The organism is Clostridium carboxidivorans P7 (genome assembly GCF_001038625.1).
Lineage (GTDB): Bacteria > Bacillota > Clostridia > Clostridiales > Clostridiaceae > Clostridium_AM > Clostridium_AM carboxidivorans.
The window spans coordinates 4,987,549-5,014,327 of the sequence record NZ_CP011803.1; the positions used below are offsets into that span (position 1 = coordinate 4,987,549).

Annotated in this window: 19 protein-coding genes; 18 read left to right on the forward strand and 1 reads right to left on the reverse strand. The window is 31.0% G+C overall.

The annotated features are described in order from the left end of the window. Positions 1 to 88: 88 nt before the first annotated feature. The 12 genes from Ccar_RS22555 (at position 89) to Ccar_RS22610 (ending at position 13,441) form a co-directional block, all read left to right on the forward strand. A complete protein-coding gene (locus Ccar_RS22555) occupies positions 89 to 760 on the forward strand; it encodes a hypothetical protein (RefSeq protein WP_007062478.1) in 672 nt (223 codons plus the stop codon). A 32-nt stretch (positions 761 to 792) separates the two neighbouring features. Then, positions 793 to 3,582 carry an Ig-like domain-containing protein gene (locus Ccar_RS22560; protein WP_007062477.1) on the forward strand — a complete coding sequence of 930 codons (2,790 nt, stop codon included), beginning with the start codon at positions 793 to 795 and terminating at the stop codon, positions 3,580 to 3,582. Positions 3,583 to 4,466: 884 nt separating this feature from the next. Next, the gene (locus tag Ccar_RS22565) at positions 4,467 to 4,727 is read left to right on the forward strand and encodes a DUF4160 domain-containing protein (RefSeq protein ID WP_007062476.1); all 261 of its coding nucleotides are present in this window, start codon (positions 4,467 to 4,469) and stop codon (positions 4,725 to 4,727) included. 10 nt (positions 4,728 to 4,737) lie between these two features. Further along, entirely contained in the window at positions 4,738 to 5,079 is a 342-nt protein-coding gene (locus Ccar_RS22570; RefSeq protein WP_237737380.1) for a DUF2442 domain-containing protein, read from the forward strand. A gap of 700 nt (positions 5,080 to 5,779) precedes the next feature. Next, positions 5,780 to 6,040, forward strand: coding sequence for a YgaB family protein (locus Ccar_RS22575; protein ID WP_007062474.1), 261 nt, complete (start codon positions 5,780 to 5,782; stop codon positions 6,038 to 6,040). Positions 6,041 to 6,462: 422 nt separating this feature from the next. Beyond that, a complete protein-coding gene (locus Ccar_RS22580) occupies positions 6,463 to 6,732 on the forward strand; it encodes a DUF4160 domain-containing protein (protein ID WP_007062473.1) in 270 nt (89 codons plus the stop codon). Positions 6,733 to 6,743: 11 nt separating this feature from the next. Further along, a complete protein-coding gene (locus Ccar_RS22585) occupies positions 6,744 to 7,013 on the forward strand; it encodes a DUF2442 domain-containing protein (RefSeq protein WP_007062472.1) in 270 nt (89 codons plus the stop codon). A gap of 213 nt (positions 7,014 to 7,226) precedes the next feature. Continuing rightward, entirely contained in the window at positions 7,227 to 7,793 is a 567-nt protein-coding gene (locus tag Ccar_RS22590; protein WP_007062471.1) for a transposase, read from the forward strand. A 28-nt stretch (positions 7,794 to 7,821) separates the two neighbouring features. Further along, entirely contained in the window at positions 7,822 to 9,369 is a 1,548-nt protein-coding gene (locus tag Ccar_RS22595; RefSeq protein WP_479723268.1) for a YifB family Mg chelatase-like AAA ATPase, read from the forward strand. A gap of 12 nt (positions 9,370 to 9,381) precedes the next feature. Then, on the forward strand, positions 9,382 to 10,476 hold the full coding sequence (dprA, locus tag Ccar_RS22600) for a DNA-processing protein DprA (protein WP_007062469.1): 1,095 nt from the start codon (positions 9,382 to 9,384) through the stop codon (positions 10,474 to 10,476). A gap of 127 nt (positions 10,477 to 10,603) precedes the next feature. Next, positions 10,604 to 12,334, forward strand: coding sequence for an ATP-binding protein (locus Ccar_RS22605; RefSeq protein WP_007062468.1), 1,731 nt, complete (start codon positions 10,604 to 10,606; stop codon positions 12,332 to 12,334). Positions 12,335 to 12,586: 252 nt separating this feature from the next. After that, positions 12,587 to 13,441 (forward strand): hypothetical protein, encoded by an 855-nt coding sequence (locus Ccar_RS22610; RefSeq protein ID WP_007062467.1) that lies wholly within the window; start codon positions 12,587 to 12,589, stop codon positions 13,439 to 13,441. 28 nt (positions 13,442 to 13,469) lie between these two features. Here Ccar_RS22610 and Ccar_RS22615 read toward each other — a convergent pair whose 3' ends face one another. Next, the gene (locus tag Ccar_RS22615) at positions 13,470 to 14,960 is read right to left on the reverse strand and encodes a cell wall-binding repeat-containing protein (protein ID WP_007064319.1); all 1,491 of its coding nucleotides are present in this window, start codon (positions 14,958 to 14,960) and stop codon (positions 13,470 to 13,472) included. 496 nt (positions 14,961 to 15,456) lie between these two features. Here Ccar_RS22615 and Ccar_RS22620 point away from each other — a divergent pair, with 496 nt between their 5' ends. From Ccar_RS22620 to Ccar_RS22645, 6 genes are all read left to right on the forward strand, one after another. Further along, positions 15,457 to 18,978, forward strand: coding sequence for a cell wall-binding repeat-containing protein (locus tag Ccar_RS22620; protein ID WP_007062050.1), 3,522 nt, complete (start codon positions 15,457 to 15,459; stop codon positions 18,976 to 18,978). 220 nt (positions 18,979 to 19,198) lie between these two features. After that, positions 19,199 to 19,630, forward strand: coding sequence for a MarR family winged helix-turn-helix transcriptional regulator (locus tag Ccar_RS22625; protein ID WP_007062049.1), 432 nt, complete (start codon positions 19,199 to 19,201; stop codon positions 19,628 to 19,630). A gap of 40 nt (positions 19,631 to 19,670) precedes the next feature. After that, on the forward strand, positions 19,671 to 20,831 hold the full coding sequence (locus tag Ccar_RS22630) for a TolC family protein (RefSeq protein ID WP_007062048.1): 1,161 nt from the start codon (positions 19,671 to 19,673) through the stop codon (positions 20,829 to 20,831). Positions 20,832 to 20,870: 39 nt separating this feature from the next. After that, on the forward strand, positions 20,871 to 22,070 hold the full coding sequence (locus Ccar_RS22635) for a TolC family protein (RefSeq protein ID WP_007062047.1): 1,200 nt from the start codon (positions 20,871 to 20,873) through the stop codon (positions 22,068 to 22,070). Positions 22,071 to 22,084: 14 nt separating this feature from the next. Then, positions 22,085 to 23,269: a TolC family protein gene (locus Ccar_RS22640; RefSeq protein WP_007062046.1), complete on the forward strand. Its 1,185-nt coding sequence runs from the start codon at positions 22,085 to 22,087 to the stop codon at positions 23,267 to 23,269. 195 nt (positions 23,270 to 23,464) lie between these two features. After that, positions 23,465 to 26,776, forward strand: a complete 3,312-nt coding sequence (locus Ccar_RS22645; RefSeq protein ID WP_007062045.1) for a cell wall-binding repeat-containing protein — start codon at positions 23,465 to 23,467, stop codon at positions 26,774 to 26,776. Positions 26,777 to 26,779: the final 3 nt, after the last annotated feature.

Sequence of the window (26,779 nt, forward strand, 5' to 3'; positions counted from 1 at the left end):
ATCTTCCCTTATCTATTTTATAAAAATACAGTTAGTGTATACGTCAGAATAATACTTAAATAATTGTTCTGAAAGGAATTATGTGAATATGAGTAAAAGAAAATGTTTTGCTTTAATGTCAAGCTTAGCTATGTCATTGATAATATCTGCTGCAACATTTACTAATGTTCATGCAGCTGTTAAATCATATATTGCTAGTGATGCATCTGGAAGAATTATTAGTTTTAATTTGGATGATTTATTAGCAGATTATACTAATAGTTTAATAGAACAGCCATCACCTATGTTTGACGAATATAAAAAAGATTCATCTAATCTTATAGCTTTTGAAGATAGTATAAAAGGTTATGTTTCATATGATTTTGTTATGGATGCATATGCCAATGCATTAGTTGCAGGTACTCCATTTAATATGGATGCTGTTACTGAAAATGCAACTTCTTCAGATATTAAAAATGTTTTAGTAGGCTATAAATGGGAAAACGGATCAATAGTTCCAACAGTAAAAGCAACAGTTGAAAAAGCAGGAACGGATATAGCGGGAAAGACAGCAGTAGTTGCCTCTTTACCAGCAAATGTTGATGCAACTAAGTATAAGTTGACCATAGATGGACAAACATTAACCTATGATGCTTCAACAAACAAGTTTACTGTAACACTTGATGGTACTTTTACTATACAGGATTTACAGAGCAAAATAATGATTAATTCAAATGATGAAAGCAGTTCAGATAGTTTTGGACTGGACAACGTTTATTAAAATAATAACATTTTGAAAGGAATGGTATAAGAATGAATAAAAATAAAAAATACTTTTCAGTTTTATCAAGTGCAGCACTAGGAGTATTAATAGCTTCTGCAGTAAGCAGCACTGCTTCAGCAAAAGTTACAGATTATGTTGCTAAAGATGCATCAGGTAGAACTATTAGTTTTAATTTAGATGCTTTATTAAAAGATTACGAAAATAAATTCTCAACTGGAACATCACCTATGTTTGATGAATATATGAAAGATGCTGCTAATCTAGTAGCTTTCAAAGATGATAAAACAGGTTTAGTTTCAGCTAAGACAGTTCTTGATGCATATACAGATGCTGTTATAAAAGATGGCGGAAAAACATTTGTTTTAGATACTGTAACTGAAGCTGCAAAAGATGCAGATCTTGCAAAGGATGTTACTATAGGATATGAATGTAAAGCAGACGGAACAGTTGATGCAGTTACTCCAGTAGATCCTTCTAAAGTTGTAAAATCTGTAAGTGCTATTACTGCTACAACTAATGCAGGAACAGTAGCTACATTACCATCAACTGTAAGTGTAACTTTAGGTGACGGAACAACTAAGGATGTAGCAATAACTTGGAGTGCAGCAGCAACAACTGCTTCAACATATGCTACAACTGGAACAGTAACTGTAAGTGGAACACTTGCTGATTATAATAACTATGCAGTAAGTGCTACAGTAACTGTTAATGGAGTTTTAGGGGTTCAGTCAGTTACTCCTATTAATGCTAGTCAGTTAGTAGTAACATTTAATCAAGCTGTAGATAAAACAACTGCTGAAAACCCTGGAAGTTATACTATTAATGGAGTAGCAGGTGATGCTGCTGCTAGTGCTAATACATTAATTCCTACTGCTGGTCTTATTGGTGGTGCTAAACTTCAAGCTGATGAAAAGACAGTTATACTTACATTAAATCAAACAAATGTTGTATATGCTAAGAATAAAGCATTAGCTGTTGTTGTAAATGGAGTTCAAGGAAAGAATGACTCTAGCAAAGTTGTAAGCAATTATGCTTCATCTGTTATATTAAATGATACAGTTGCTCCAACAATTGCATCTGTAACATCTAAAGCTATAACAACAACTACAGTTGTTAAAGTTAAATTCTCAGAGCCAGTAAAATTAGATGCTAGTGCTGTTTATAAGATAAATGGTGAAGCAGCAACTCCAGCAGCAGATACAGACGATTTATATACTGTAGACTTAACTACTACTACACCTTTAATAGCAGGACAAAGTTATACATTAGATATATATAACATTCCTGATACAGCTGATACAATACTTTCTGTAGCAAAATCAAATAAAGTAACTGCTACTCAATCATTTACTGTAGCAAAACAAGATTCAACAAAAGGATTACAGTCAGCAACTGTTTCAGATGACAATAAAATTGTTCTAATGTTTGCTGATGATATGGATAAAACTTCAGTTGAAGCTGTTGGTAATATAAAATTACTTGATGAAAAAGGAACTGCTTTGACTGCAGGAACTGATTTTGCAGTAGCACAAGATTCTAAAGATAAAAAGAAAGCTACATTAACAATAGATAATAGTAGTGCTGATTTATATAAAGATGTTAATACTCGTAAGTTAACTCTTATAGTTACAGATGCTGTTAAAGATTCATTAGGAAATAAGGCTCCAGTTGTAAATCAAGCAGTAACCTTAACAAAGGATACTGTTGCTCCAAAAGCAACTAGTGCTCGTGTACTTAAGAATGCTGCTGGGGATGTTACTGGATTTGAAGTAACATATGATGCAAATTTAAAAGTATCAACACCTATAACAACAGCAATTCGTGCAATTAATGCAAGTGGTAAAGAAATTACAACAGGATTAGGATTAGGAACTTCTACAGGTGCTGTTGTTGCTACTGATCAGAATAAACTAACAGTTTCATTCACTGCAGTAACAATGACTAGTGATATAAGTGGACAAATTAAGCTTATACTTCCAGAAATAGCTACTTTAGTTGATGATTCAACTCAAGCTAATAAAGCTGTAGCAACTACACTTAATGTTGATCTTGGTGCAAGTGATTCAACTGGACTAAAAGCAGCAATAGCAAATGGTGTTGGAGATAACAAATATACAGTTACTTTCAACAAAGCTGTTGATGCAAGTAGTGCAATAAACACACAAAATTACAAATTGAATGGTGTTGTTATTCCAACAACTTCAGTTGTAACATATGATCCTTCAACTAAAATAGCAACAATAGAAGTACCTGCTTCATTTGCTACAAAAGATGATACTAGTGCAATGTTAACAGTATCAAGTGTTAAATCATATGATGGAACAGAAGCATTAGCTGCAACAGCTGGAAAAGTAACTTTAGTAGATAAAGTTGCACCAGTGTTAAGTTCAGCGGTTCTTAATGCTGATAATACTTTAACTATAACATTTGATGAAAAACTAGGAACTGCACCAGTAATTGGCGATTTAGATATTAAGGTTAATGGTACAACAATTACTGTAGCAGGAACACCAGCTATAGCAGTAACTGCAGGCGTAGGTTCAGATGCTGGTAAGTATACAATAAATCTTAATGGTTTAATAAAATACGATGGAACTTCAAAGACTTACCTTGATCTTAATGCTGATGGTACAGTTGATCCTACTGAACCAGTATTTGCTACATCAGATATTACTACTAAAGCAGATAACTTATTAAAGAATAATGCTTTAGTTACTAGCATTACTGTAGGAACAAAAGCAACAGGTGCATTAACAGCTGCTGATGCTGCTTCAACTCCTAATAAGGCTAAAAATGGTGTCGTTATTACAGTTAAATAATAAGCTCAACCTTTCAGGTCTCGTAAAGACCCCAGGGGTGTAAAATTTTCCAGTGACAAGCTGTGAAAATAAGAAGGTGTAAATAAAACCAAAAGAGAGGAGGAAGGGAAGTACAACCTTCCTTCTCCCATTTAAATAGATGAACGGATAAAATTGTACTAACATATCTAAAGATATCTTTAAGTCATGAGAATAGTCAGGTCATATTCTGATTGAAAAACTAAATAATCAAATCAAAATTCAGAGTATCTTTAGGGATACTCTTCTATTCTTTTTTGGGTAAATAGTAAGTTTACTACGTTTCACACAGGCTGCTGGGGATTTTGGTCTCGCAAAGACCCCAGGGGTGTAAAATTTTCCAGTAGCAAGCTCAACCTTTCAGGTCTTGCAAAGACCCCAGAGGTGTAAAATTTTCCAGTGACAAGCTGAGAAAAGAGAACAGATAAATAAAACCCAAAGAGTAGCAAGCTTAACCTTTCAGGTCTCGCAAAGACCCCAGGGGTGTAAAATTTTCCAGTGACAAGCTGTGAAAATAAGAAGGTCTAAATAAAATCAAAAGAGAGGAGGAAGGGAAGTACAACCTTCCTTCTCCCATTTAAATAAAAGAAGGTCTAAATTGTACTAACATATCTAAAAATATCTTTAAGTCATAAAAAGAGTTATGTCATATTCTGATTGAAAAACTAAATAATCAAATCAAAATTGAGAGTATCTTTAGGGATACTCTTCTATTCTTTTTTGATGAATAAATCTCTATTTAGCGAAATTATTGAAGTTTACAACAACTAATGTTAAAATGAATCTATCAAGATATTGATAAAAAATCTTATTAAAAGAATGAATAGAGTTATAATTGATAAGATTGTGTTTAGAGAGGATTTAATATGCCAACGATATGTATGTTTAGAGGAATAAAAATTTACATTAATTATAAAGATCATCTTCCACCACATTTTCATGCCGAATATGGAGAATATGATTGTTGCATTACTATTGAGGATATAGAATTACTTACTGGATCTATGCCTAATAAACAGCTTAAAATGTTATTTGGATGGGCTGCTTTACATCAAGAAGAGTTAAAAGAAGAGTGGTATCTTGCTCAATTACAGAAAGAGTTGTTTGCAATAGAACCTTTGAAATAGAATTTTGGAGGTGAATGATTTGGAATCAAATTTAATTCCTGATAAAGTTAAGGAATACTTTATCAAAGGGCCTAGGAAGATTAAAAATATAATCCCAAATGATGATTATACTCTAACGATAGTATTTGATAATGAAGAAATAAGGCTATACGATATGTCTAATAGCTTATTTGGAGTATTTGAAGTACTAAAGGATATAGATAGATTTAAACAAGTATTTATAGATGAGTCAGGAAATATTGCTTGGGATATAGATAAAAATGTTGATTCAACTATTGTATGGAATAATAGAATTGACATATGCAGGGATTCGGCATATATGGATTCTGTACAAAAGACCCCAGGGGTGTAAAATTTTCCAGTGACAAGCTGTAAAAAATGAGAAGGTCTAAATAAAATCAAAAGAGAGGAGGAAGGGAAGTACAACCTTCCTTCTCCCATTTAAATAAATGAAGGTCTAAAATTGTACTAACATATCTAAAAATATCTTTAAGTCATGAAAATAGTCAGGTCACATTCTGATTGAAAAACTAGATAATCAAATCAAAACTAAGAGTATATTTAGGGGTACTCTTCTATTCTTTTTTGGTAAATAAATGGTCATTTAGCGAAGTTAGAAATGTACTTGAAATAGAATTAAATTGATGTTAATAGCAAGCTCAACCTTTTAGGTCTCGCAAAGACCCCAGGGGTGCAAAATTTTCCAGTGACAAGCTGTGAAAAATGAGAACGGATAAATAAAACCAAAAGAGAGGAGGAAGGGAAGTACAACCTTCCTTCTCCCATTTAAATAAAAGAAGGTCTAATTGTACTAACATATCTAAAAATATCTTTAAGTCATAAAAATAGTCAGGGTTACATACTGATTGAAAAACTAAATAATCAGATCAAAACTGAGATTATCTTTAGGGATACGCTTCTATTCTTTTTTTATAAATAAATAGTTAATTATCGACGTTGCATTTTAAAGTTGAAACTAGAATAGGGAAATGTTAAAATATAAATGAAATATAGATATGATAAAACAAATAGATGACAGGGAGTTGTTATTCTTGGAAAATAAAATATTAGAATTACTTAATCAATTAGTAGATGGTCAAGATAAAACAAACGATAAATTAGATAGAATAGAAAAAAAGATAGATTCTGTAATCGAACAAACAGCTGATTTAACAGAATTTAGAACTGAAACCAAAGATAAACTAGAAAGTATTGACAGTGAAATTAAATCTATAAGAAAAGATTTAAATGCTGTAGAGATAGTAACATCTAAGAATTGGAATGACATAGCAACACTAAAAGCTGTAAAATAGTAAAGAATCGTCGGATGTGGCGGTTCTTTTTTAGCAAGATCAACCTTTCAGGTCTCGCAAAGACCCCAGGGATGTAAAATTTTCCAGTGACAAGCTGAGAAAATAGAAGGTCAAAATAAAACCAAAAGAGAGGAGGAAGGGAAGTACAACCTTCCTCCTCCCATTTAAATAAAAGAAGGTCTAAATTGTACTAACATATCTAAAAATATCTTTAAGTCATAAAAATAGTCAGGTCACATACTGATTGAAAAACTAAATAATAAAATCAAAACAGAGAGTATCTTTAGGGGTACTATTCTATTCCTTTTCGGGTGAATAAATGTCCATTTAGCGAAATTAGATAATAATAATAAATAGAAAATCATTAGTGAAATTAATTATGAAATTGGATATAATATAGTCAAAAGGAAGGTGAAAAATTAATGGCAATATTATCAATGTTTTATGGAATAATTATTTCTATGTATTATATGGACAACAAACAACATCATGTACCACATATTCATGTAACATATCAAGGACAAGATGCTGTTATTTCAATACCAGAAGGGGAATTACTTGAAGGTGATATTAAATCTAATAAGATGAAACTTATACAAGCTTGGATAGAGATTCATAATGATGAACTTATGGCAAACTGGGAATTAGCTCTTAAAGGTGAGAACATTTATAAGATAGATCCATTAAAGTAGGAGGTGTAGTTATGAATCCTAGAGTAAAAAGTGTAGTTCCAAATAAGGATTTTACACTTACAGTAACATTTACAAATGGAGAAATAGGTGTATTAGATATGAAACCTTATCTTGAAATAGGTATATTTAAAGAATTGAAGAATTGGAGTTTATTTAGTACAGTTAAACCTTTTATGGGTACGGTTCAATGGATACATGATCAAGACTTATGTCCTGATACAGTATATTTGGAAAGTAGCAAGCTCAACCTTTCAGGTCTCGCAAAGACCCCAGGGGTGTAAAATTTTCCAGTGGCAAGCTGAGATAGATAATTGAAATGAAAAAAGAGTATGTATTAAAGTGAAAAATCACTTTTTAGTACATACTCTTTTTAATTTTATATGAAAGTTGATTATGTTAAATTGGTTATTATTTTCCGTAAAATTGACTTGATGTGTGTAAAATTCTTGTAATTGGCAATAGTTTTAAATAAATAATAAAGAGGAGGTTTTACTTTGTCAACACCAAAAGTTCCCTGGTTCCCCGGAGCTAGCTGTCATATAACTGCAAGAGGGAATCATAGGAATGATATATTTAAGGACGGAGAAGATTTTCAATATTACTTAACATTAATTGAAGAAGCATTAAAGTATTTTGAATATGATGAATATGAAATAATTTGCTATTGTTTAATGGATAACCATGTACATATACTGGTGAAAACTAAAGATAAAGCACCAGGACAATTTATAGGTAGAGTAAATGCCATGTATGCAAAGTATTTTAATAAAAAATATAATTATATAGGACACTTATTTCAAGATAGATATCATCCAGAGTTTATAAAATCAGATGAACAAATGCTTGAAGCTAGTAGATACATTCATCTCAATCCAATAAGAGCAAATATGGTTGAAAGACCTGAGGAGTATCAGTGGAGTAGCTATGGCATGTACATAGGAAAAAAGAAAGAAAAACTAATAACAACAAAAGAAGTACTTTCGTATTTTCAAAAAATAAATAAAAGAGAATTATATAAAAATTTTGTTGAAAGTGCTATAAGGAACAAAGCATCCTTATAATAAATTCCAAAAGATTATAAAAAAGGAGATGAAATCTTTGGCTTCAATAATAAATAGTTTTGCTATCAGTGGAATAGATGCATATATGGTTAAAATAGAAACGGATACTATTTACGGTCAGCCATCTGTTTCTATTGTAGGACTTGGAGATACTGCAATAAAAGAAGCAAGAGAAAGGCTTGAAGCAGCTATTGTTCATTCAAAATATGAATTTCCAAAAATGAAAATAGTAATAAATCTTTCACCCTGTGATATGAAAAAGAGAGGATCACATTTTGATTTAGGTATGGCAGTAGGACTTCTTATACAGTCAAAACAAATAAATGTAGATGAGTTATCTACATTTGGTTTCATAGGGGAGTTATCCTTAAATGCGGATTTAAGGCCTTGCACTGGAGTATTGCCCATGGTTATTGAGGCAAAAAAGAAAGGAATTAATAATCTAATAGTCCCTAGAGAAAATTTAAGAGAAGCATCCCTTGTTAATGATATAAATATATTTGGATTTGAAACTTTAAAAGAAGTAGTAGGTTTTCTTGAGGGAACTACTGATTATAGCAATGTAGAAGATTTTAAAGATGAACAGGTGATAAGACGAAATTTTCTTGTGGATTTTCAGGATGTACAGGGGCAGAATAAAGCTATAGAATTTATAATGATAGCAGCTGCTGGTGCACATAATATACTACTATCTGGTTCTCCGGGATGTGGTAAGTCAATGATTGCGAAAAGGATTCCAACAATACTTCCAGATATGACTGAGCAGGAAGCATTGGAAGTTACTAAAATATACAGTGTAGCTGGTTTATTAAAAAATAAAGGAAGACTTATTACAGAAAGACCTTTTAGAGCACCTCACCATAATGCATCAACTAATTCACTTATAGGTGGAGGAAATAATGCACTTCCAGGAGAAATATCTCTTGCACATAATGGGGTACTTTTCTTAGATGAAATAGCTGAATTTAATAAAAGAACATTGGATGCATTGAGGCAGCCTTTAGAAGACAATAAGGTAACTATTTCTAGAGTTAAATTCACAAATACCTATCCAGCTAATTTTATGTTAGTAGCAGCTATGAATCCCTGTCCTTGCGGATATTATGGAGAAGATAGATGCCATTGTACTGATTATGAAGTTTTAAAATATAGGCAAAAAATTTCAGGACCTATATTAGATAGAATAGACATACAAAAGAATGTACAGCCAGTTGAATTTATGAAACTTTCAAGTTATGAGAGAGGAACATCTTCTGAAGAAATAAGAGAAAAGGTTGAAAGAGCAAGAAAAGTACAAATCAATAGATTTCAAAATTTAGAAGGAGTGAATTGTAACGCTCAGATGACACCATCTATGATTAGAGAATTTTGTAAATTGGATAAAGAAAGTAGTAGCTTACTAGAAAAAGCTTATGATAGATTTAGATATAGCGCACGAAGTTTTCATAAATTTTTAAAAGTAGCTAGAACCTTTGCAGATATGGATGAATCAGAAAATATATCAAAGAAGCACGTAGCAAAAGCACTTATGTGTAGAGAATTAGATAAAGAACAAGCAAACATGATAGTAGTATAAAGGAGAAATTGAATGGACATTTATTGGATATGGCTAAGTGAAACACCGAATATTGGAGATGTAATAGGAAAGAAGCTTTTAGAAGAATTTAAAACCCCTAAAAACATATTTGATGCTGATAAAGAAGAATTAATGAATGTGGAGGGCATAGGAGAAAAAACGGCTAATTTAATATTCAACTCTAAATATGAGGTAATGAATAGATCAGAAACTATAATGAAGAAATGTGAAAAAAATAATATAAAATTACTAAATATAAATGATTCTTCATATCCTCCAAAAGTTAAAAACATCCAAGATTCACCTATACTTCTATATTATTTAGGTACAATCACTAAGGACTGTATGGGAGTAGGAATAGTAGGTTCTAGAAGATGTACTAGTTATGGTAAAAAAATAGCTAAAGAAGCAGCAGAGTTTTTGGCAGAAAATAATATTTCTGTTATAAGTGGTATGGCCAAAGGTATAGATGGCTATTCTCATACAGCTTGTATAAATTCAGGAGGATATACTATTGCTTTTCTAGGTGGTGGTGTTGATAAAGTTTACCCTAAAGAGCATATAAAACTTATGGAAGAAATTATTGCAAAGGGTGCAGTAATTTCAGAATATCCACCAGGAACAAAGCCATATCCGAAGAACTTTCCTAAAAGGAATAGATTAATTTCAGCTTTCAGTAATAAACTTTTAGTGGTAGAAGCTGGTGAAGATAGTGGTTCACTTATAACAGCACAATTTGCTAAAAAGTATAATAGAGAAGTTTTTGCAGTGCCTAATAATATTTTTTCAAAAGAAAGCAGAGGATGTAATAAGCTGATATTGAATGGAGCAACCTTGTATATATTTCAGCAACAATTACTAGATTCATATTCCAATATTACAAGTAAAAATAAGTATTGTATAAGTAATGTACAAGTTAAAAACAATTTAAAAGTAGACTATATAGAAAAAATAATTTTAAATGCTATAAATAAAGAACCTAAAACAATAGAGCAGCTACAAGTTATTGTAAATGATGATAAAGTAGATGTTTTAGAAAAGTTGTCTTTAATGGAGTTGGATGGAAAAATAAAAGCTTTTCAGGGGAAGTTTTATTCATTGGCATAAATGATGATATCAAAGATAAGACTATAGAAAACTTTTACCTATAAACATTATTGTAATCTAAGTATATTATTTTAATTAAAGATGGTAAAATTAAATAAAATAGAGGGTTAAAGAGGGAGTTGGTAATATGAAGAGAATACCTTATGGAATTTCTAATTTCCAAGTTTTAAGAGAAGAAGATTATCTTTATGTAGATAAAACATTCTATATAGAACTATTAGATAGATATGCACCTTATCAGTTTTTTATAAGACCTCGAAGGTTTGGAAAAAGTTTATTTATATCTATGCTGGAGAACTATTATGCTATAAATAAAAAGGACAAATTTGAAGAATTATTTGGAGATCTATATATAGGTGAAAAACCTACAAAGAATAAAAATAAATTTCTTGTTTGGAAGATAAGTTTTGCTGGAGTAGATGCAGGACATGGTGAGGAGGAGCTTAGAAAAAGTTTTAATACAAAGGTAACTTTTTCTGTAAAAAATTTTATTGATAAATACTCCAATTTCTTCACTGGTGAGAAAATAGAAGAAGATTCTATGAAAGCAGAAGCAGCTGTTGAGTATATATCACATCTTGCTGGAAAAGTAAAAATACCTGTATTTGTTCTAATAGATGAATATGATAACTTTGCAAATGAACTAATTACTGGAGGAAAACAAAATACCTATAATAGTATATTGCACGGTGAAGGTTTTGTAAAAGTTTTTTACAAAGCGTTAAAGGATGCTACTATGGACAATTTTACGAGAATATTTATGGCTGGAGTAAGTCCTATAATGCTGGATGATTTAACTAGTGGGTTTAATATAACAAGAAACTACACTTTAGATGAAAAACTAAATGCTATGCTTGGCTTTACAGGAAAAGAACTTTCATGGATTATGGATCAAGTTGATTTAAATGATGAAGAACTTAGAAAAAAGATATGCAAAGATATGACTGAGTACTATAACGGATATAAGTTTAACGAAAATTGTGAATCTGTTTTCAATCCAGATATGGCTATGTATTTTCTTGATGGTTATTTAGCATACAATCGCTACCCTAAAGAAATGATAGATAATAATGTAAAAACGGATTATGGTAAAGTTAATCAGCTGGCATATAACTTTAATGATAGAGAATCTTTAGAAGAGATAATGACCACAGGGGAAACTTCCACTATTTTAGTGGATAGATTTAATATCCATACTATGTATAGTGAAAAAGAGAATTTTAAGTCTTTACTATTTTATCTTGGAATGCTTACTATAAAAGGGCAAGGGCCCAGCGGCACAGTTCTTAAAATACCTAATTACGTTATAAAGACAATTTATTGGGAACAATATTTTCAAAAAGTAAGCAGTGACTATAATATTCCAATGAAAAGAGTTAGAGATGCAGTAACTCAAATGAGAATGTATGGGAATATTGAAGCTTTAATAGAACTTATAAAAGATATATTAGAAAATTTATCTAACAGAGATCTTATACAAATGGATGAAAAAAATGTAAAGATGATGTTTCTTACTCTGCTGGGTGTAGATAGTACTTATTTTATAAAAAGCGAAGATGAAAACAATAAAGGCTATGTAGATCTAATGCTTAAAAGAAAAATTCAGTTTAAAGATATAACCAAATTTCAGTGGATTATAGAATTAAAGTATGTAAAGGAAAGTGAGAGACATACTTTAGAAAAAGTAAAAGGGCAGGGGTTAAAACAACTTCAGTTGTATGAAGAAAGTAAAATGGTTCAAGAAGAGTTGGAAAAAGAAGAATTAAAGAAAGTATTAATTATTGTGGTAGGAAAAAAGGACATTTATGCTGTTAGCAAGCTCAATCTTTCAGGTCTCGCAAAGACCCCAGGGGTGTAAAATTTTCCAGTGGCAAGCTGAGATAGATAATTGAAATGAAAAAAGAGTATGTATTAAAGTGAGAAATAATCACTTTCAGTACATACTCTTTTTAATTTTATATAAAGAAGGTGGGGGTATTAGCAATGTAGAAGAATACATAAATTAATTAACTTATTAGTAAAAACTATACAATTGACTGTTAATATTAAATGTGATAAAGTTAAGTTTGGAAATTAGGTAACATTTAATATTGGGGAGGTTATAATAACAATGAATAAAAAAATCATAGCTGGAATTGTAGCAGTAATATGTATAATTTCTGCAGGATATTTTGCTCTTAATAAGAATAATACGAAAAAAGCTTCTGATAAGGTGACACAGCAAACTGTTAAAACTGATTTTAAAATAAAGTCTGCTTTTGCGGATATAGATCAAGATATGATTATACAGGACAAAGATCCTAAAGATGATTATACTTCTGCAGATTTCATATTTTTAAGTGTTACATCTGATGTAGTGGATAATAAAAAGGATGATGATTCTAACCCATTCAATGTAAAGTCATATAAATTAGATGGAAATGCACTACCTAAAAATTCAAAGGTAACTGCAAAGAGTTCTAAGGAAATTATTATAATATTGCCAGATGGAGCACTTAAAGGTATAAATTCACCACACTCTTTGGAGGTATCTAAAAATTTATTAGATAAAAATGGTAAAAAGATACAGGGAGATTTAAGTTTAAAATTACCTTTTAGCAATTCTGACTCAAGTAGTACCGATGGAAATAATAATACTACAGGAGGAGGAAGTACTGTTGGCAATAGCAAAAATGAAGGAAACACTAGCAAGGATGCTAAAAATAAAACAGAAAGTTCTACTGGTCAATCAAATGCCAATATGCCTAAGTATACTGTAGAATTAGGAAAAGCTATTCCTCAGGCTACTGTTGTTTTAGTAAGATTAGATACTAAGGAACCTCAAAATTATAAGGTAACATTAGAAGGAAATCAATTAGAACATAAGAAAAATGCCAAGGGTGAAGATATTTTTATAAAAGGTATAAAGAAAGAATATGAAATAGATCAAGTTAAAAAGCTTATTAAAATTGAAAAAATAAAATAATAAAAGCCAGACTTAAGTCTGGCTTTTATTATTTTGCTGATACTACTACTTTTGCTTGTAAATCTGCTACAGTGAAAGTTCCATCAAGTGCTATAGTAAATTTCTTTGCTGAAGTATTATATGATAAAGCTTTTCCATCTATAGTTACATTATATTTAGTAGCATCTACATCTGAAGGTAATGATACAAGCACTACAGTTTTTCCAAGTATTGCTGTTCCAGCTTGTTCAACTGTTGCTTTTGGTAATGTAGTAGTTGGAGTTGTTGTTTTTTCTGTTACTGTAGTTTTAGCTTGTAAATCTGCTGCAGTGAAAGTTCCATCAAGTGTTACAGTAAATTTACCTGTTGATGCATTATATGTTAATTTAGTTCCATTTACAGTTATATCATATTTAGTAGCATCTACTCCTGAAGGTAATGAAGCAACTACTACAGTTTTTCCAAGTATTGCTGTTCCAGCTTGTTCAATTGTTGCAGTTGGAAGTGTTGTGTTAGCAGGTACAACTGCATTTATTTTAGATATTACATTATTTGAAACAACTCCTGATCCTCCTATAACTTGAAGGTCTGTAGTTGCTTTTATATTTGATTTTAAGTAATCAATTGCATTTGCTGTAGCACTAGAAGTTTCTTGATCTACAAGTACAAGTGGTGCTGAAGCCTTACCAGCTAAAGAAGAAGCGACCAAAGCATCTGCATATCCTTCTCCACTAGCATTTGCTATATATGCCTTGTCCATTTTAACTGTATCCTTAAATGCATCTAAAACTTTTAAGTTTGTATTAAATCTATCTGATCCACCATTTACTCTGGTAGAAGCATTAACCTTACTATAAATAGAATTGTTTATAACATTTTCAGTTCCAACTACTGTAACCTTTGACTTATTAGTATTAATAAAATCTATAACTGGTTTCATGTAGTTTGCATCATTTAGACCTAATAAAAGAATTTGTCCTTTAGCAGCTGCCACTGGAGCTACTGAAAGAGCATCTGAGAAGCCTTCTCCGCCAACCATGATAACTTCATCAGCTTTTACTCCTAAGTCAAGTAACTTTTGAGCAACCTTTGCATTAGTTTCATATCTGTTTGATCCACCAAGTTCTGTAAGATTATAGCTACTGCTCTTTAATTTATCTCTTACTGCTTGTGAAATAGATCCAGTTCCGCCTACTATATAAATATTTTTAGCACTTAATGCAGTTAATGCACCTTGGGCATCAGTACTTAGTGAATCTTTTGATGTTAAAAGTATTGGCGCATCTAATTTTTTAGCTAAAGCTGATGCACTTACAGCATCTGCATAACCTTCACCTGATACTAATACTACATTATCACTAGTTGTCCAATTTGCTTTGGCAACTGAAGCAGCTGTTGCATATCTGTCAATTCCGCTTGTTCTTGTTACCTGTCCTGATGCTGCAGAAACAGTTCCAGCGCTAATAGCTGTTGTAAGAACCAATGCACATAAAGCAGAGCTTGCTAATGCAGCTATTCTATTTTTTGAGTTTAATTTCATAATCTATAATCCTCCTAAAATTCATATTATAGTACTTATTATACAATAGAGTTCATTCATTTTCTATAAAATATGTATACTAAAAGTGGAATTATGTATTTAAAAATACAAATAAATTCAAAAATAAGCATAATATCAAAAAAAGTTAACTTTATTTTGCAGTGACTTCTGGGGGGATAACCTTGTGGGTAATAGTGAATTTTATGGTTTGTTTTAGGTAGGCTAATGTATGTTATTTTGAATATTGTGAAGAACATGGAATTAAGTTTTCATGTTTTTTTAGGTTTTAGTTTAATATTGAATAATTGCTATAAATTAATGAATTGAACATATGATATTGGAACATTAAAATGAAATTACTACATATTTTCAGAGGACAGTGAAGGAGGATTTTTCTCCACTACACTACGAAAAATCTTTAATTTAAAAGAAACTCACCTTTATTGTCCTCTGAAAAGCTAAGGTATTAATCTATTTATATAAGGAGGTACTAAATTTGAATATAAAAGGTAGAAAACTATTTGCAAGCAGTGCATTGATGTCATTAATTTTAACTACAGCTTTACCATCTACTTTAGTTAAGGCATCACCAGGAAATGTTACAAGAATAGGTGAAGCTGATAGATATGCTACTGCAGCTAAAGTAGCTGCAACTAATTGGACAACTAGCGATAATGTAATATTGGTTACAGGGGAAGGTTATGCAGATGCAGTAAGTGCTTCAGCTCTTGCTAAGAGGCTTGATGCACCTATACTTTTAACTACTCCTAAAGTTTTAAATCAATACACTGAAAGTGCATTAAGTACTTTGAAGGTTAAAAATATATATATAATTGGCGGACAGGCTTCTGTTTCACAGCAGATAAGGGAGAAATTAAAAGAAAATTATACATTAGTAGAACTTGGTGGGGCCAATAGATATGAAACTAATGCTGCAGTAGCTAATAAACTTGTAGAACTAGGAGTTGATCCAGGTAATGTTATGATGGTAGGAGGAGAAGGCTTTTCAGATGCTCTTTCAGTAGCTCCAATTGCAGCTGCTAAGGGACAAATCCTTTTACTTGGAATGAATGATAATAATTATATGAAATCAGTGTTGAATTTTGTAAATGCTAATGAATCAAAGGTTACTGTAGTTGGAACAAAAAATGTTATAAGTGACAGCATTTTAAATTCCTTTAATGGGACTAGAATAGATGGAGGACAGGATAGATTTGATACTAATTTAAAAGTTTTAGATGCCTTTAAGGATAGTATTAATTTAGATAAGTTATATGTAGCTTCTGCAAGCTTCAATGCTAATGATGATGGATATGCAGATGCTTTAGTGGCCTCTGCATTAGCTGGCAAAACAGCCTCACCGCTAGTGCTTGTAGATAAGGATAATTCATCAGCTACAGTTAATGCCCTAAATTACATAGGAAAAAATGCTAATAGTACAACAGATCTTAATATTATAGGGGGAATAGGTGTAGTTTCAAAAAATGTAGAAGCAGCTATAAATGCATCTGTGGGACAAAATTCAAATGATCAGGCAACAGTGAAATCTATAGAAGCAGTAAATCTTAATCAGTTTAAGGTTTATTTTAATGCGGATATTGATAAGGATTCTGCAGAGGATGTAACAAATTATAAGATAGATGGAAATACGCTTACAGCTGCAGACACTAATGGAAAAGCAGTAGATGAAAATGGAGCAGTAGCTAAGGCTATTGATAATAGAACGGTTTTAATAACTTTAGCTAAGCCGCAAAAACAATATCAAAATGTGACAGTTTCAGTGAAAAAGGCCATTTTAACTTTAGACAAAAATAATACTATAGCTTCCTCTGATAAATCTGTAGTATTTTCAGATACTTCAATTCCTACATTAAAATCAATAACTGTTGAAGGAAATAGTAAGTTAATTGTGGAGTTTTCTGAAGCTGTTGATATGAAGAATATTACCCCTTTAGAAAATAAAATTAAAATTGATGGAGAGAGCTTAAGTAATTATGGAATAAGTAATGATGAAACATTGACTAAAATAAAAGATTCCATTATGTTGAATAATAGTAATTGGTCAAATAAGATTGAGTTATATTTTGATTCACCAATAGCATCAGGAACTCATGTTTTGAAAGTTTTAAATGGAGAACAAAATGGAATATTAAGCGATGCAGGTGGATTTATTTTTAGAGAAGGAAGCTTTAATTTTACAGTAGATACCAACATCACTAAACCAGTTATTAGCTCTATAAAGGAAAGTACAAATGGAGAAGTTCTCATTAATTTTGATAGATCAATGGATAAGAAAACATCTCTTGATCTTAGAAATTACGAATTAAATAATATAAATTTAAAAAGTATACTAGGAGTAAGTCTGGATAGTGATAATAATGATTGTACGATTAAGATAAAAGGTTTAACGGGTATTAAAACAGGGCTGAATATTTTTTATGTTAGCAATAGCGTTAAGGATGCTTATGGTAATGAGGTTGCTGATGATACTAGAGTGAGCTTTAATCATGCCAAGGATGAAATAAAGCCGTCAGTGACCAGTGTTAATGTAATTGACAGTGAAACTATTCGTGTTAAATTTACTAAAAATGTTAGCTATTCTTATGCTGCTAATATATTAAACTACAAATTTGAAGATGCTAAAGGTATAAATATAACAGACCATATTAGAGGAATATATAGCACTGGTGGAGTAAATGATAGAAGCAATACAGATACTTATGATATTAAGATAATAAAAGTGAATCCTCAAAATCCTAATGATGATTGGAGATTGACTGCAGCTAAGTATAATTTAACAATTAAAAATATAATAGACATAGCTACTCCATCTAATGTAATGGATGATTATACCACCAGCTTTGTAGGTGTTGATGATGTACCTCCAAAGGTTACAGGAATATATTATAAACAAAATAATGCTTCAGGAAAAGATCAGGTTGTTATCTATTTTACAGAACCTATGGATATAAATGCTCTTAAGAATATAGATAACTATAAATTTATAAATGGACAAGGAGAAAGTAAGCAACTGCCGCTTGGAACAAATGTTTCAACAGGTGGTGACAACAAAAGTGTTATAATTGAATTTCCAGCTAACTATCATGTTAAATTAGCTGATGCAGCAGGGAATCTTCCTAACACAGGTATAGCCAATGATGTGTTTAAAATAACAGTTTCTGGTGTTAAGGATATAGCAGGAAATTTATTATATGGTGTGGCATATACAAATGTTATATCAGTTAATTCTGCTGGAGCTAAAATAAAGGCCAATACAATTAAGGTTTATTATGATGCAGATGACTTGAAGGTTGATGTTCAATTTGATAGAGCTATAGATAATTTAAATACCAGTGACTTTACTTTAGGGAAAATAACGCCTACAGGTGGAAAGGTTCAAGGAGATAAAGTAACTCTTATCTTTAAGAAGGGAGATTTAGCTGCTTCTACTGAAAAAGCAGCAATACCAGTAGTAACCTTTGCCAATGGAAAGATAAATAATGATGAAAATACCACTAAAATAGATCTTTTAAAGGCTCAAGGTCAAAATGCATACCTTGGAATAAAGGTAGGTGCTAAAACTACAGATGAAACAGGAGCTTTTATAGAGACTTTATCTGATGCACCAAGAAATATTCAAAATGCAATATATGATTATGAAGCTTCTCCTAAAACTACTTCAGATTATTGGAGTGCTGCAGGGGATGAAAATGGTGGGCGAGTTTATATAACTTTTGATACAGTAATCAATAGTAATAGTGGTGTAAAAACTGATGATTTTATATTTACATCTAGTAATGGAACTCAAATAAAAGCTGATTCAGTAGCTATAAGTGGGAATACTGTTATATTCATTTTTAATAAAAACAACAATAATATATCAGCATTTAATAATGAAATAAATGTAAGAGCAAATAGCACAGTAAGCATAAGGACTGAAAGAGATGGCAGTGAAAATTATTGCAACTATGCACCATCTAGTGATGACTTAAAGGATAGAAAAATAATAATTCAATAGTAGTGTTGAAATTTACAAACCTTGCACTTTTTATTTTTTAAGTGCAGGGTTTATTTTTTTACTGTAATTGATAATTTAAATTGCTATAAAAAATGGATTTTATCATGAAATAATTTCCAGTATTGTTGCCAAAAAATATGCATTAAACATGTGGAAATAATTTTACCTGTATGGTAAAATTATTACATGATTGAAATATTTAATTATGAAAGGAAATAGTATGGGTAAGGAGAAAATTTATGAAATAATAAAAGAAGTCGAATCTATTTCCAAATTAATGAACAAAAAAGTAAATAGTAAAGAATCACATAAAAGATTTACTATTTCTGAACTTATGGTAATGAGTCAGCTAAGATTAGGGGAAGCAAAGACTTTGAGTGAAATAAGTCAAATCTTAGGAATACCTAATAGTACTACTTCCGTGGTAGTAGACAGGCTTGTGAAAATGGGCATGATAAAAAGAGAAAGAGATAAAGAAGACAGAAGGAAAGTACTGGTATGCATTAAGGGTGAAGGAATAGAGCAGCAAAGACAAATTTTTAAATATCATATGGATCAGTTTGGAAGGTTATTTGAAAATGCCACTGAAGAAGAAATAGACTATATTTTGAATGGGTTAAAAACGCTAGAAAGTGTAATTATGAGAGACTAAGAAATATAGTAACCATTGTTTGTAATTAGGAGGGTTATATATGAAGAAAATTAAATTACTTTGTATAAGTGCAGTAGTAGGTGCTACACTATTTTCATCAACAGTTTTTGCTGCAGATGCTAGTCAACCTGCGCAAAATATATTGCAGGTGGATAATGCAATAAACATGGCTATATCAAATTCGTATCAACTTAAAAAATTAGATGTAGGAATACAACAAGCAAAAAATAGTTATAATGATTCTACTAGAAATGCTGCAAAATACACTAAAATGTTGCCTTATGCTTTTCAACAGGATGAAAGATTAAACCTTATTAAGGGAATAGATTTTCCACAGTTAGAATATAAGAGTTCTATAGCTCAATATACTAATATAAAAGAAGTGGCACAAAATCAGTTGAAATTAGGAGTATATCAATTATACTTGGGATTAATTAGTGCAAAAGAAGGGTTGGATGTAGAACAACAAAATTTCAATACTGTGGAACAGCAGTATAAAAAAGCACAATTACAATTGCAGCTTGGCTTAGTAGCACCTGTAGATGTGAAAACTAGCGAAGCAGCCTATAATACTGAAAAGGCAAAGTTAAATCAGGTTCAAAGACAATACGATTCTCTTACCCAACAACTTAATCAACTTATAGGTGTAGATATAAATACTAAATATACTGGATTTGCCAATGATAATTTACAAACTCAAGCAGAGCAAAAGACTTATCAGGAATATTTAAATGATGCTCTTAAAAATAGAGTGGAAATAAAAAATGATATTGAAAATATAAATCTTAAAAATACAGAGTTTTCTTCTGTTAAAGGCGTTTATTCATATAATACTCAACCACAGTATAAAATAGCGGAGTATTCAGTAGAAAATGCTAAAAATAAGTTGGATACAGATAAGATAAATATCTCTATAGACATAAATAAATTGTATAATGATTTACAGCTTCAAGTAGGAAAACTTCAGCCTGAACAGAAAAAATATGATTCAGCAAAGAGGACTTATGATAAGGCATTGCAAAGCTATAATTTAGGAATGTTAAGTAAAATTGATTTTGATAGGGCAGCAGTAGGACTTAAAGCTGAAGAAATTTCTTTAAAATCTATTCAAAGAAATGTATGGTTAGCACAGACAAAACTTCAATATGCATCAAGTGTTGGTGCGGATGCATCAAGTCTTATGAGTAATAGTGGTAATTAACGCAGTATATATAATTTACTGTAAAATGGAGGTAAAATTATGAGAAAGAAATTAAGCTTATTAATTGCTTTAGCTATTTGTTTAAGTTCAGCTACAACTACTTTTGCCGCATCAGGAAGCGCTAATGTAAGCACTACTACTAGCAGCAGTAGTGTACAAGCAAATGCTGGTACTTTGAACTTAACTATGGATGAAGCAGTGTCTAATATAGAAAAGAGTAATACGGAAATAAAGCTTATGAAAGATAAAATTGATACTTTGAATAAGCAGTATTATTTAGATCATAGTGTGGCAATGCAAACAGAAACAGATGGAGCTGGTGTAGATAAACTTCAAGCTAGGAAACTTCAGCTTATTACGCCATTAACTGATGAACAAAATATTAAAAATCAACAATATTCTATAGATGTAAGGCTTAACAATATAAAATTTGATATGGAAAGACAGTATTTAAATATTTTAACTTGTAGTGATCAAATAGATAATATAAATAAAACCTTGACTAATATAGATGAACAAATAAATAAATTGCAGCAGCAGATAAATTTGGGACTTGCAACTTCAGATTCACTTAATCCATTAAACGTACAAAAAAGTCAGCTTATGGCTCAAATAGATTCTATTAATGCAGAAATGGATAATTCGGATCTTATTATAAAACAATATTTAAATTTAGATTTAAATACAAAGTTAATGTTAGCTGATGCCAAAAAAGATATGGTTAAATTTGATGATACAAATATAGCAGATACAATTAAGAAAGCTTTGGATAAGGACTATGGTATAAGTGAAGCACAAAATTCCATATACATTGCAGAAAAAGAAAGAGATATATGCAAACAAGTAGATAATGACAGCAGTGGAAATCTCAGCACTGCTGAATCAAATTTATTAAGTGTACAAGGCCAATTGGTTACTACTAGAAATGCTGCAGAGGCAAATTTGTGGAATAAATATTATACTTTAAAGAGTGATGAAAATGCATTGGAAACTCAAATTTTAAGCAAAAAGGCAGCTCAGGATGATTATGATAAAGCTAAGAGTAACTATGATAATGGAATGATAGACAAATTAGCTTTGGATACTGCGGCTTTAGCTCTTGATAAGCAGAAAAATTTATATCAAAGAGCAGCAAATGAATATATGATTATACAGGAAGAATTTAAATATATGCTAGATGGTCATGCTTCTGCACAACCTTCTACTAAATCTATAGGAATTTCAGGCATAGACTATTAAGAGGGGGTAGTAATATGAGAAAAAAATTAAGTTTATTGATTGCTTTAGCTGTTTCTTTAAGTGTAACAACTACTTCTTTTGCAGCTGCAGTTGATAACACTGCAGCAAGTGACACAACTAATGTTACAGGCATTAATATATCAGATTTGACCTTAGAACAAGCATTAAACACAGTAGAGGATAGAAGTTTAGATTTAAAATCTATGGATATAAAAATAGATGCAATGAAAAAACAATTGAGTAACGATAAAAATAAGGCAACAGCTGTAGATGCAAGTGGAAAATCACAGTCTCAGTATCAAAATGGAACTTATGCTCAGACTATGATAACCAGAGATGTTACACCAATTAAAGATCAACAGAATCTTGATGATCAAAACAATGCTAGAGATGAAAAACTTAATAGTATAAAGTTTGATTTAGAAAAGCAGTATACAAATGCTATAACAGCAAAGGAGCAAATAGATAATATAAATAAAAATATAACTGATTTAGATGAACAAATTAAACAAACGCAAGCTAAGATAGATTTAGGGCAAGTAACTAAAGATACTATGAATACGCTTTTGGTGCAAAAAAGTAAACTTTTATCTAGCATAACTACTCCATATGCTCAACAGCAGCAGGCTATATCTAATATAAAAAAATATTTAAATATAGATTCTAAGAGTAATGCTTTAAATTTAGCTTCTGCTAAAAGTAGTTTTGTAAAATTTGATGATACAAATATAGAAGGTAAAATCAATGATGCTGTAAAAAATGATAAGAGCTTAAATAGTATACAAAAAAATATTGATATTCAAAGAAAACAAGTAGACATACAAACTAAGTATGCTTATGATTCACTTACTGAGCCTCAAAACTCTCAACTTACCTTGCAGGACTTGGAAAACCAATATTGGAATAACAATAGCAGTTTAAATGTTAGTTTATGGAAGGCTTATTATGCTTTGAAAAACAAAGAAAATACAGTAGAAGCTCAGTTAATCAATGAAGAAAGTGCTAAAATGAGTTACTATAAAGCTCAAGAAAGCTTTAATAATGGGCTCATAAATAAAGTGGATTTAGATTCTGCGGAATTAGCATATAATAATCAAAAGGTGACAACTGAGCAGAACATAAATGACTATATGATTACACAAAAGCAATTTAAATATGCTTTAGATGGGCATGCATCTACAGCATCTTCTATACAGTAGAGTTTTTAAGCTTAAAATATAGGTATATAAAGGATATAGGGTTGAAAGTTTTTATAATGCTTTTATCGTATATCCTTTTTATATATGATTATATAGTAAGAATGCCCATTGATACATAAATGAGAGTTTATGGTATAATATTGGTATAATTACTTCTAAGGAAAATTTGAAAGTAAATTGGAAAGGGGATACACAATGAACAGAAATTCCATACAGGCAATTATTATGTCTCTAATTTTGACTGCAGCTTTGCCAGCGCCATTTGTAAAAGCTGCAGGAGGAAATGTTGTAAGAATTGGTGAGGCTGATAGGTATGCAACGGCAGCTAAGGTTGCCACTACTAATTGGAGTAATCCTAAGGATTTGATTTTAGTGTGCGGGGAAGGGTATGCAGATGCAGTAAGCGCATCTGTGCTTTCAAAAAAATTAGATGCTCCAATAATTATGACCAATTCTAATTCACTTAATGAAAATGCTAAAAGTGCTTTAAGTACACTAAAACCACAAAATGTATATGTTATAGGTGGATATGCATCTGTATCAAAAAGCATTAGAAATTATTTAAACAATGGAGGCTACAACGTAATAGAGCTATCTGGAAAAAACAGATATGAGACTAATGCAGCTGTTGCTAATGAATTAGTAAAACTGGGAATGAAAGCTGATAAAGTCATGCTTGTTAGCGGTGAAGGTTTTTCAGATGCATTATCAGTAGCTCCTATAGCAGCAGCTAAAGGAGAAATATTATTGTTGGGTACTAACAATAGTAATGAAATGAAATCAGTATTCGATTTTGTAAAAAATAATAATTCTCAGGTAACTGTTGTTGGTACAAGCAATTCTATAAATGACAGCATATATAATAAATTAGGTGCTGTTGATAGAGTAAATGGTGGTGCTAATAGATTTGAAACTAATTTAAATGTACTTAGAAAATTTAAGGGCGATTTAAAGAATGACAAAATATTTGTAGCTAATGCAACTAGTGAAGATGGATATGCAGATGCATTAGTAGCTTCTTCCTTAGCCGGGAAATATTCTTCAAATTTAGTATTGGTAGATGGGGAAAATGATTCTGCTACTGAAGATGCTATAGGATACATTAAAGAAAATATTGGTGATAGTACTGATTTAAATGTAATTGGAGGCACAGGAGTAGTTTCAGATACATTAGTGGATAAAATAAAGTCAAATAGTAATAAACCTACTCCAGCAGATACACCTACAGTACAATCTGTAACTACTAATGGTCTTAACCAGATTAAAGTTACATTTAACATAGATTTGGACAAGGATACTGCTGAGATGTTATCCAATTATGAAGTTGATGGAACTAAATTAAGTTCAAGTTATCAATCTAAGACGGTGGCAAATATTCAAGATGATAAGAGAACTATATTAATTACATTTTCACAACCTTTTGCTCAAGGTAAGAATGTAGATTTTAAAGTTAGAAATGGTATATTGGATCAGAGCACTACTAAGATTATAAATGAATATACTCAGCAAAAATTAACCTTTAAGGATACTACTAAACCGGAAGTAACTGTAAAGGCTGTTGGTGGAAACAAATTAGTAGTAAGATTTTCAAAACCTGTTAGAATGACCGATACTGATTTAAATGTATTAAAGATTAATAAGAAGAATGTACAAAATTATTCACTTAATAAGAGCCAAACAAAGTTGGTTGGTAAGGATGAAGATTGGGTGGATGGAGTTGATCTTTATTTTGATTCAACACTTCCAGAAGGAAACAATATAATGGTTTTTCCAGCAGGTAATGTAGGTCAAAATTTTGATACTGCAGCTGGAATACCTTTAGATGCTACCACTTTAAGCTTTAATGTTGCCTCAGTAGATGGTTTCCCAAAGGTTAAAAGTGCAGTAAGCAATAATGGTGAAACACTTTATGTAACTTATGACAGACCTATGGATAAGGTTACAGCTTTAAATAATCTTAATTATACTATAAATAGTAAGGACGTTACTGTAAATTCATCAGATATATATTTTGATTCAGGATCTAATGATACTGTTGTTAAGATAGAAAAGGTGGATGATTTAATTACAAAGGGAGATAATAAATTAGTTGTAAAGGATAAAGTAACAGATACTTATGGAAATGCAATCAGAGAGAGTACAGTTCCATTTACTGTAAGTGACAGTAACATTTTACCTCAGGTAACAGGTGCTAGTATAGTTGATAATAAAACTATACGTGTAAAATTTAATAAAACAGTTAGTGATTATTCTGCAACTAATAAATCAAATTACAAATTAGTGGATAATTCTACTTCAGAGGATATTACTTATAAAGTTGCAAGTATAAGTGGAGTTAATGATGAAAGTGGAGATAGTTTAGATACTTTTGATATGAAACTTCAAAATATAGATGATTTAAAAGCTTCAAGTTATACTCTAAGCATAAAGAATATATTTGATACAAGCTCACCTGCCAATGTTATGGGAAGTTATAGTACAATCCTAGAAGGTAATGGTGGTAAGGTAAAAGTAACATCAATAGTAAAGAAATCTGATTCCAGCAGAGATGTAGTTGTGTTCTTCAATAAAGCTATGGATTCAACTACAATTAATAATTCTGAAAATTATTTCTTTGTTGATGGTACAGGAGAAACAAGATCACTGCCAACAAATGCAGTAATTTTACAATCAGATGACTGTAAAAGTGTAACTATTACTTTTCCATCAGGCTATACTATATCAGAAGGTTCAACTGATAGGTATGTAGTAAAATTTGGTGTAGGTAATGTTAAGGATCAGAGTGGAACTATGTTGGATTCTGTTGCTTATAGCAGTAAAATAAGCACAGATTACAATCAGGGTCCATCTATAATAGAAGAGACAGGAAAACTTGTTTATAGTGGAAATGATGCCATAGTAACAGTTTCTGTAAGTGATAATTTAGAAGTACTTAACATAAGTGATTTTAGAATTAATGGTCAAACTCCAGATGCTGCAGATATGAATGGTAAAAACTTAATATTTACTTTTAGAGGATCAAGTTCAGATAATAAGAAAATAGAATCACTTAGGTCAGCAGGTAATTCTACATCAATTAATGTATCTTCTTCAACTACAGCAGATGCAGCAGGACGTACTATAAGATCAGGTTCTTATACACTGCTTCTTCCACCAGTAACAGATTCAAGTGACTGGACAGCTAAGAGTTCAAATAGCTCTATAACCATGAAGTTTAATCAAAATATTGATGGATATATTGCATCTTCTTATAATGATGACTTTATATTCAAAAATGAAAATACTGGAAAGAAATTAAATGTTGTAGCGGTTAGAGTTGACGATAATCACAATATTATTTACAGCTTTGAGGATGGTTCTATGAAAGCTGGAGACGTAATTGACGTACGTGCTAATGACAATACTAATAATATTAATATAAGAGGAAAAGAATATGGTAATGGCTACTATGCAGTATTTAGCCCATCAAATGAAGATTTAAATGCTAGAACTGTAGTTGTACATTAAATA

What these genes read in the sequence shown, in the direction of transcription:
- Ccar_RS22555 (WP_007062478.1), top strand. Translation starts at nt 89, where the DNA reads ATGAGTAAAAGAAAATGTTTTGCTTTAATGTCAAGCTTAGCTATGTCA.
- Ccar_RS22560 (WP_007062477.1), top strand. Translation starts at nt 793, where the DNA reads ATGAATAAAAATAAAAAATACTTTTCAGTTTTATCAAGTGCAGCACTA.
- Ccar_RS22565 (WP_007062476.1), top strand. Translation starts at nt 4,467, where the DNA reads ATGCCAACGATATGTATGTTTAGAGGAATAAAAATTTACATTAATTAT.
- Ccar_RS22580 (WP_007062473.1), top strand. Translation starts at nt 6,463, where the DNA reads ATGGCAATATTATCAATGTTTTATGGAATAATTATTTCTATGTATTAT.
- Ccar_RS22585 (WP_007062472.1), top strand. Translation starts at nt 6,744, where the DNA reads ATGAATCCTAGAGTAAAAAGTGTAGTTCCAAATAAGGATTTTACACTT.
- Ccar_RS22595 (WP_479723268.1), top strand. Translation starts at nt 7,822, where the DNA reads ATGAAATCTTTGGCTTCAATAATAAATAGTTTTGCTATCAGTGGAATA.
- dprA (WP_007062469.1), top strand. Translation starts at nt 9,382, where the DNA reads ATGGACATTTATTGGATATGGCTAAGTGAAACACCGAATATTGGAGAT.
- Ccar_RS22605 (WP_007062468.1), top strand. Translation starts at nt 10,604, where the DNA reads ATGAAGAGAATACCTTATGGAATTTCTAATTTCCAAGTTTTAAGAGAA.
- Ccar_RS22610 (WP_007062467.1), top strand. Translation starts at nt 12,587, where the DNA reads ATGAATAAAAAAATCATAGCTGGAATTGTAGCAGTAATATGTATAATT.
- Ccar_RS22615 (WP_007064319.1), bottom strand. Translation starts at nt 14,960, where the DNA reads ATGAAATTAAACTCAAAAAATAGAATAGCTGCATTAGCAAGCTCTGCT.
- Ccar_RS22625 (WP_007062049.1), top strand. Translation starts at nt 19,199, where the DNA reads ATGGGTAAGGAGAAAATTTATGAAATAATAAAAGAAGTCGAATCTATT.
- Ccar_RS22630 (WP_007062048.1), top strand. Translation starts at nt 19,671, where the DNA reads ATGAAGAAAATTAAATTACTTTGTATAAGTGCAGTAGTAGGTGCTACA.
- Ccar_RS22635 (WP_007062047.1), top strand. Translation starts at nt 20,871, where the DNA reads ATGAGAAAGAAATTAAGCTTATTAATTGCTTTAGCTATTTGTTTAAGT.
- Ccar_RS22640 (WP_007062046.1), top strand. Translation starts at nt 22,085, where the DNA reads ATGAGAAAAAAATTAAGTTTATTGATTGCTTTAGCTGTTTCTTTAAGT.
- Ccar_RS22645 (WP_007062045.1), top strand. Translation starts at nt 23,465, where the DNA reads ATGAACAGAAATTCCATACAGGCAATTATTATGTCTCTAATTTTGACT.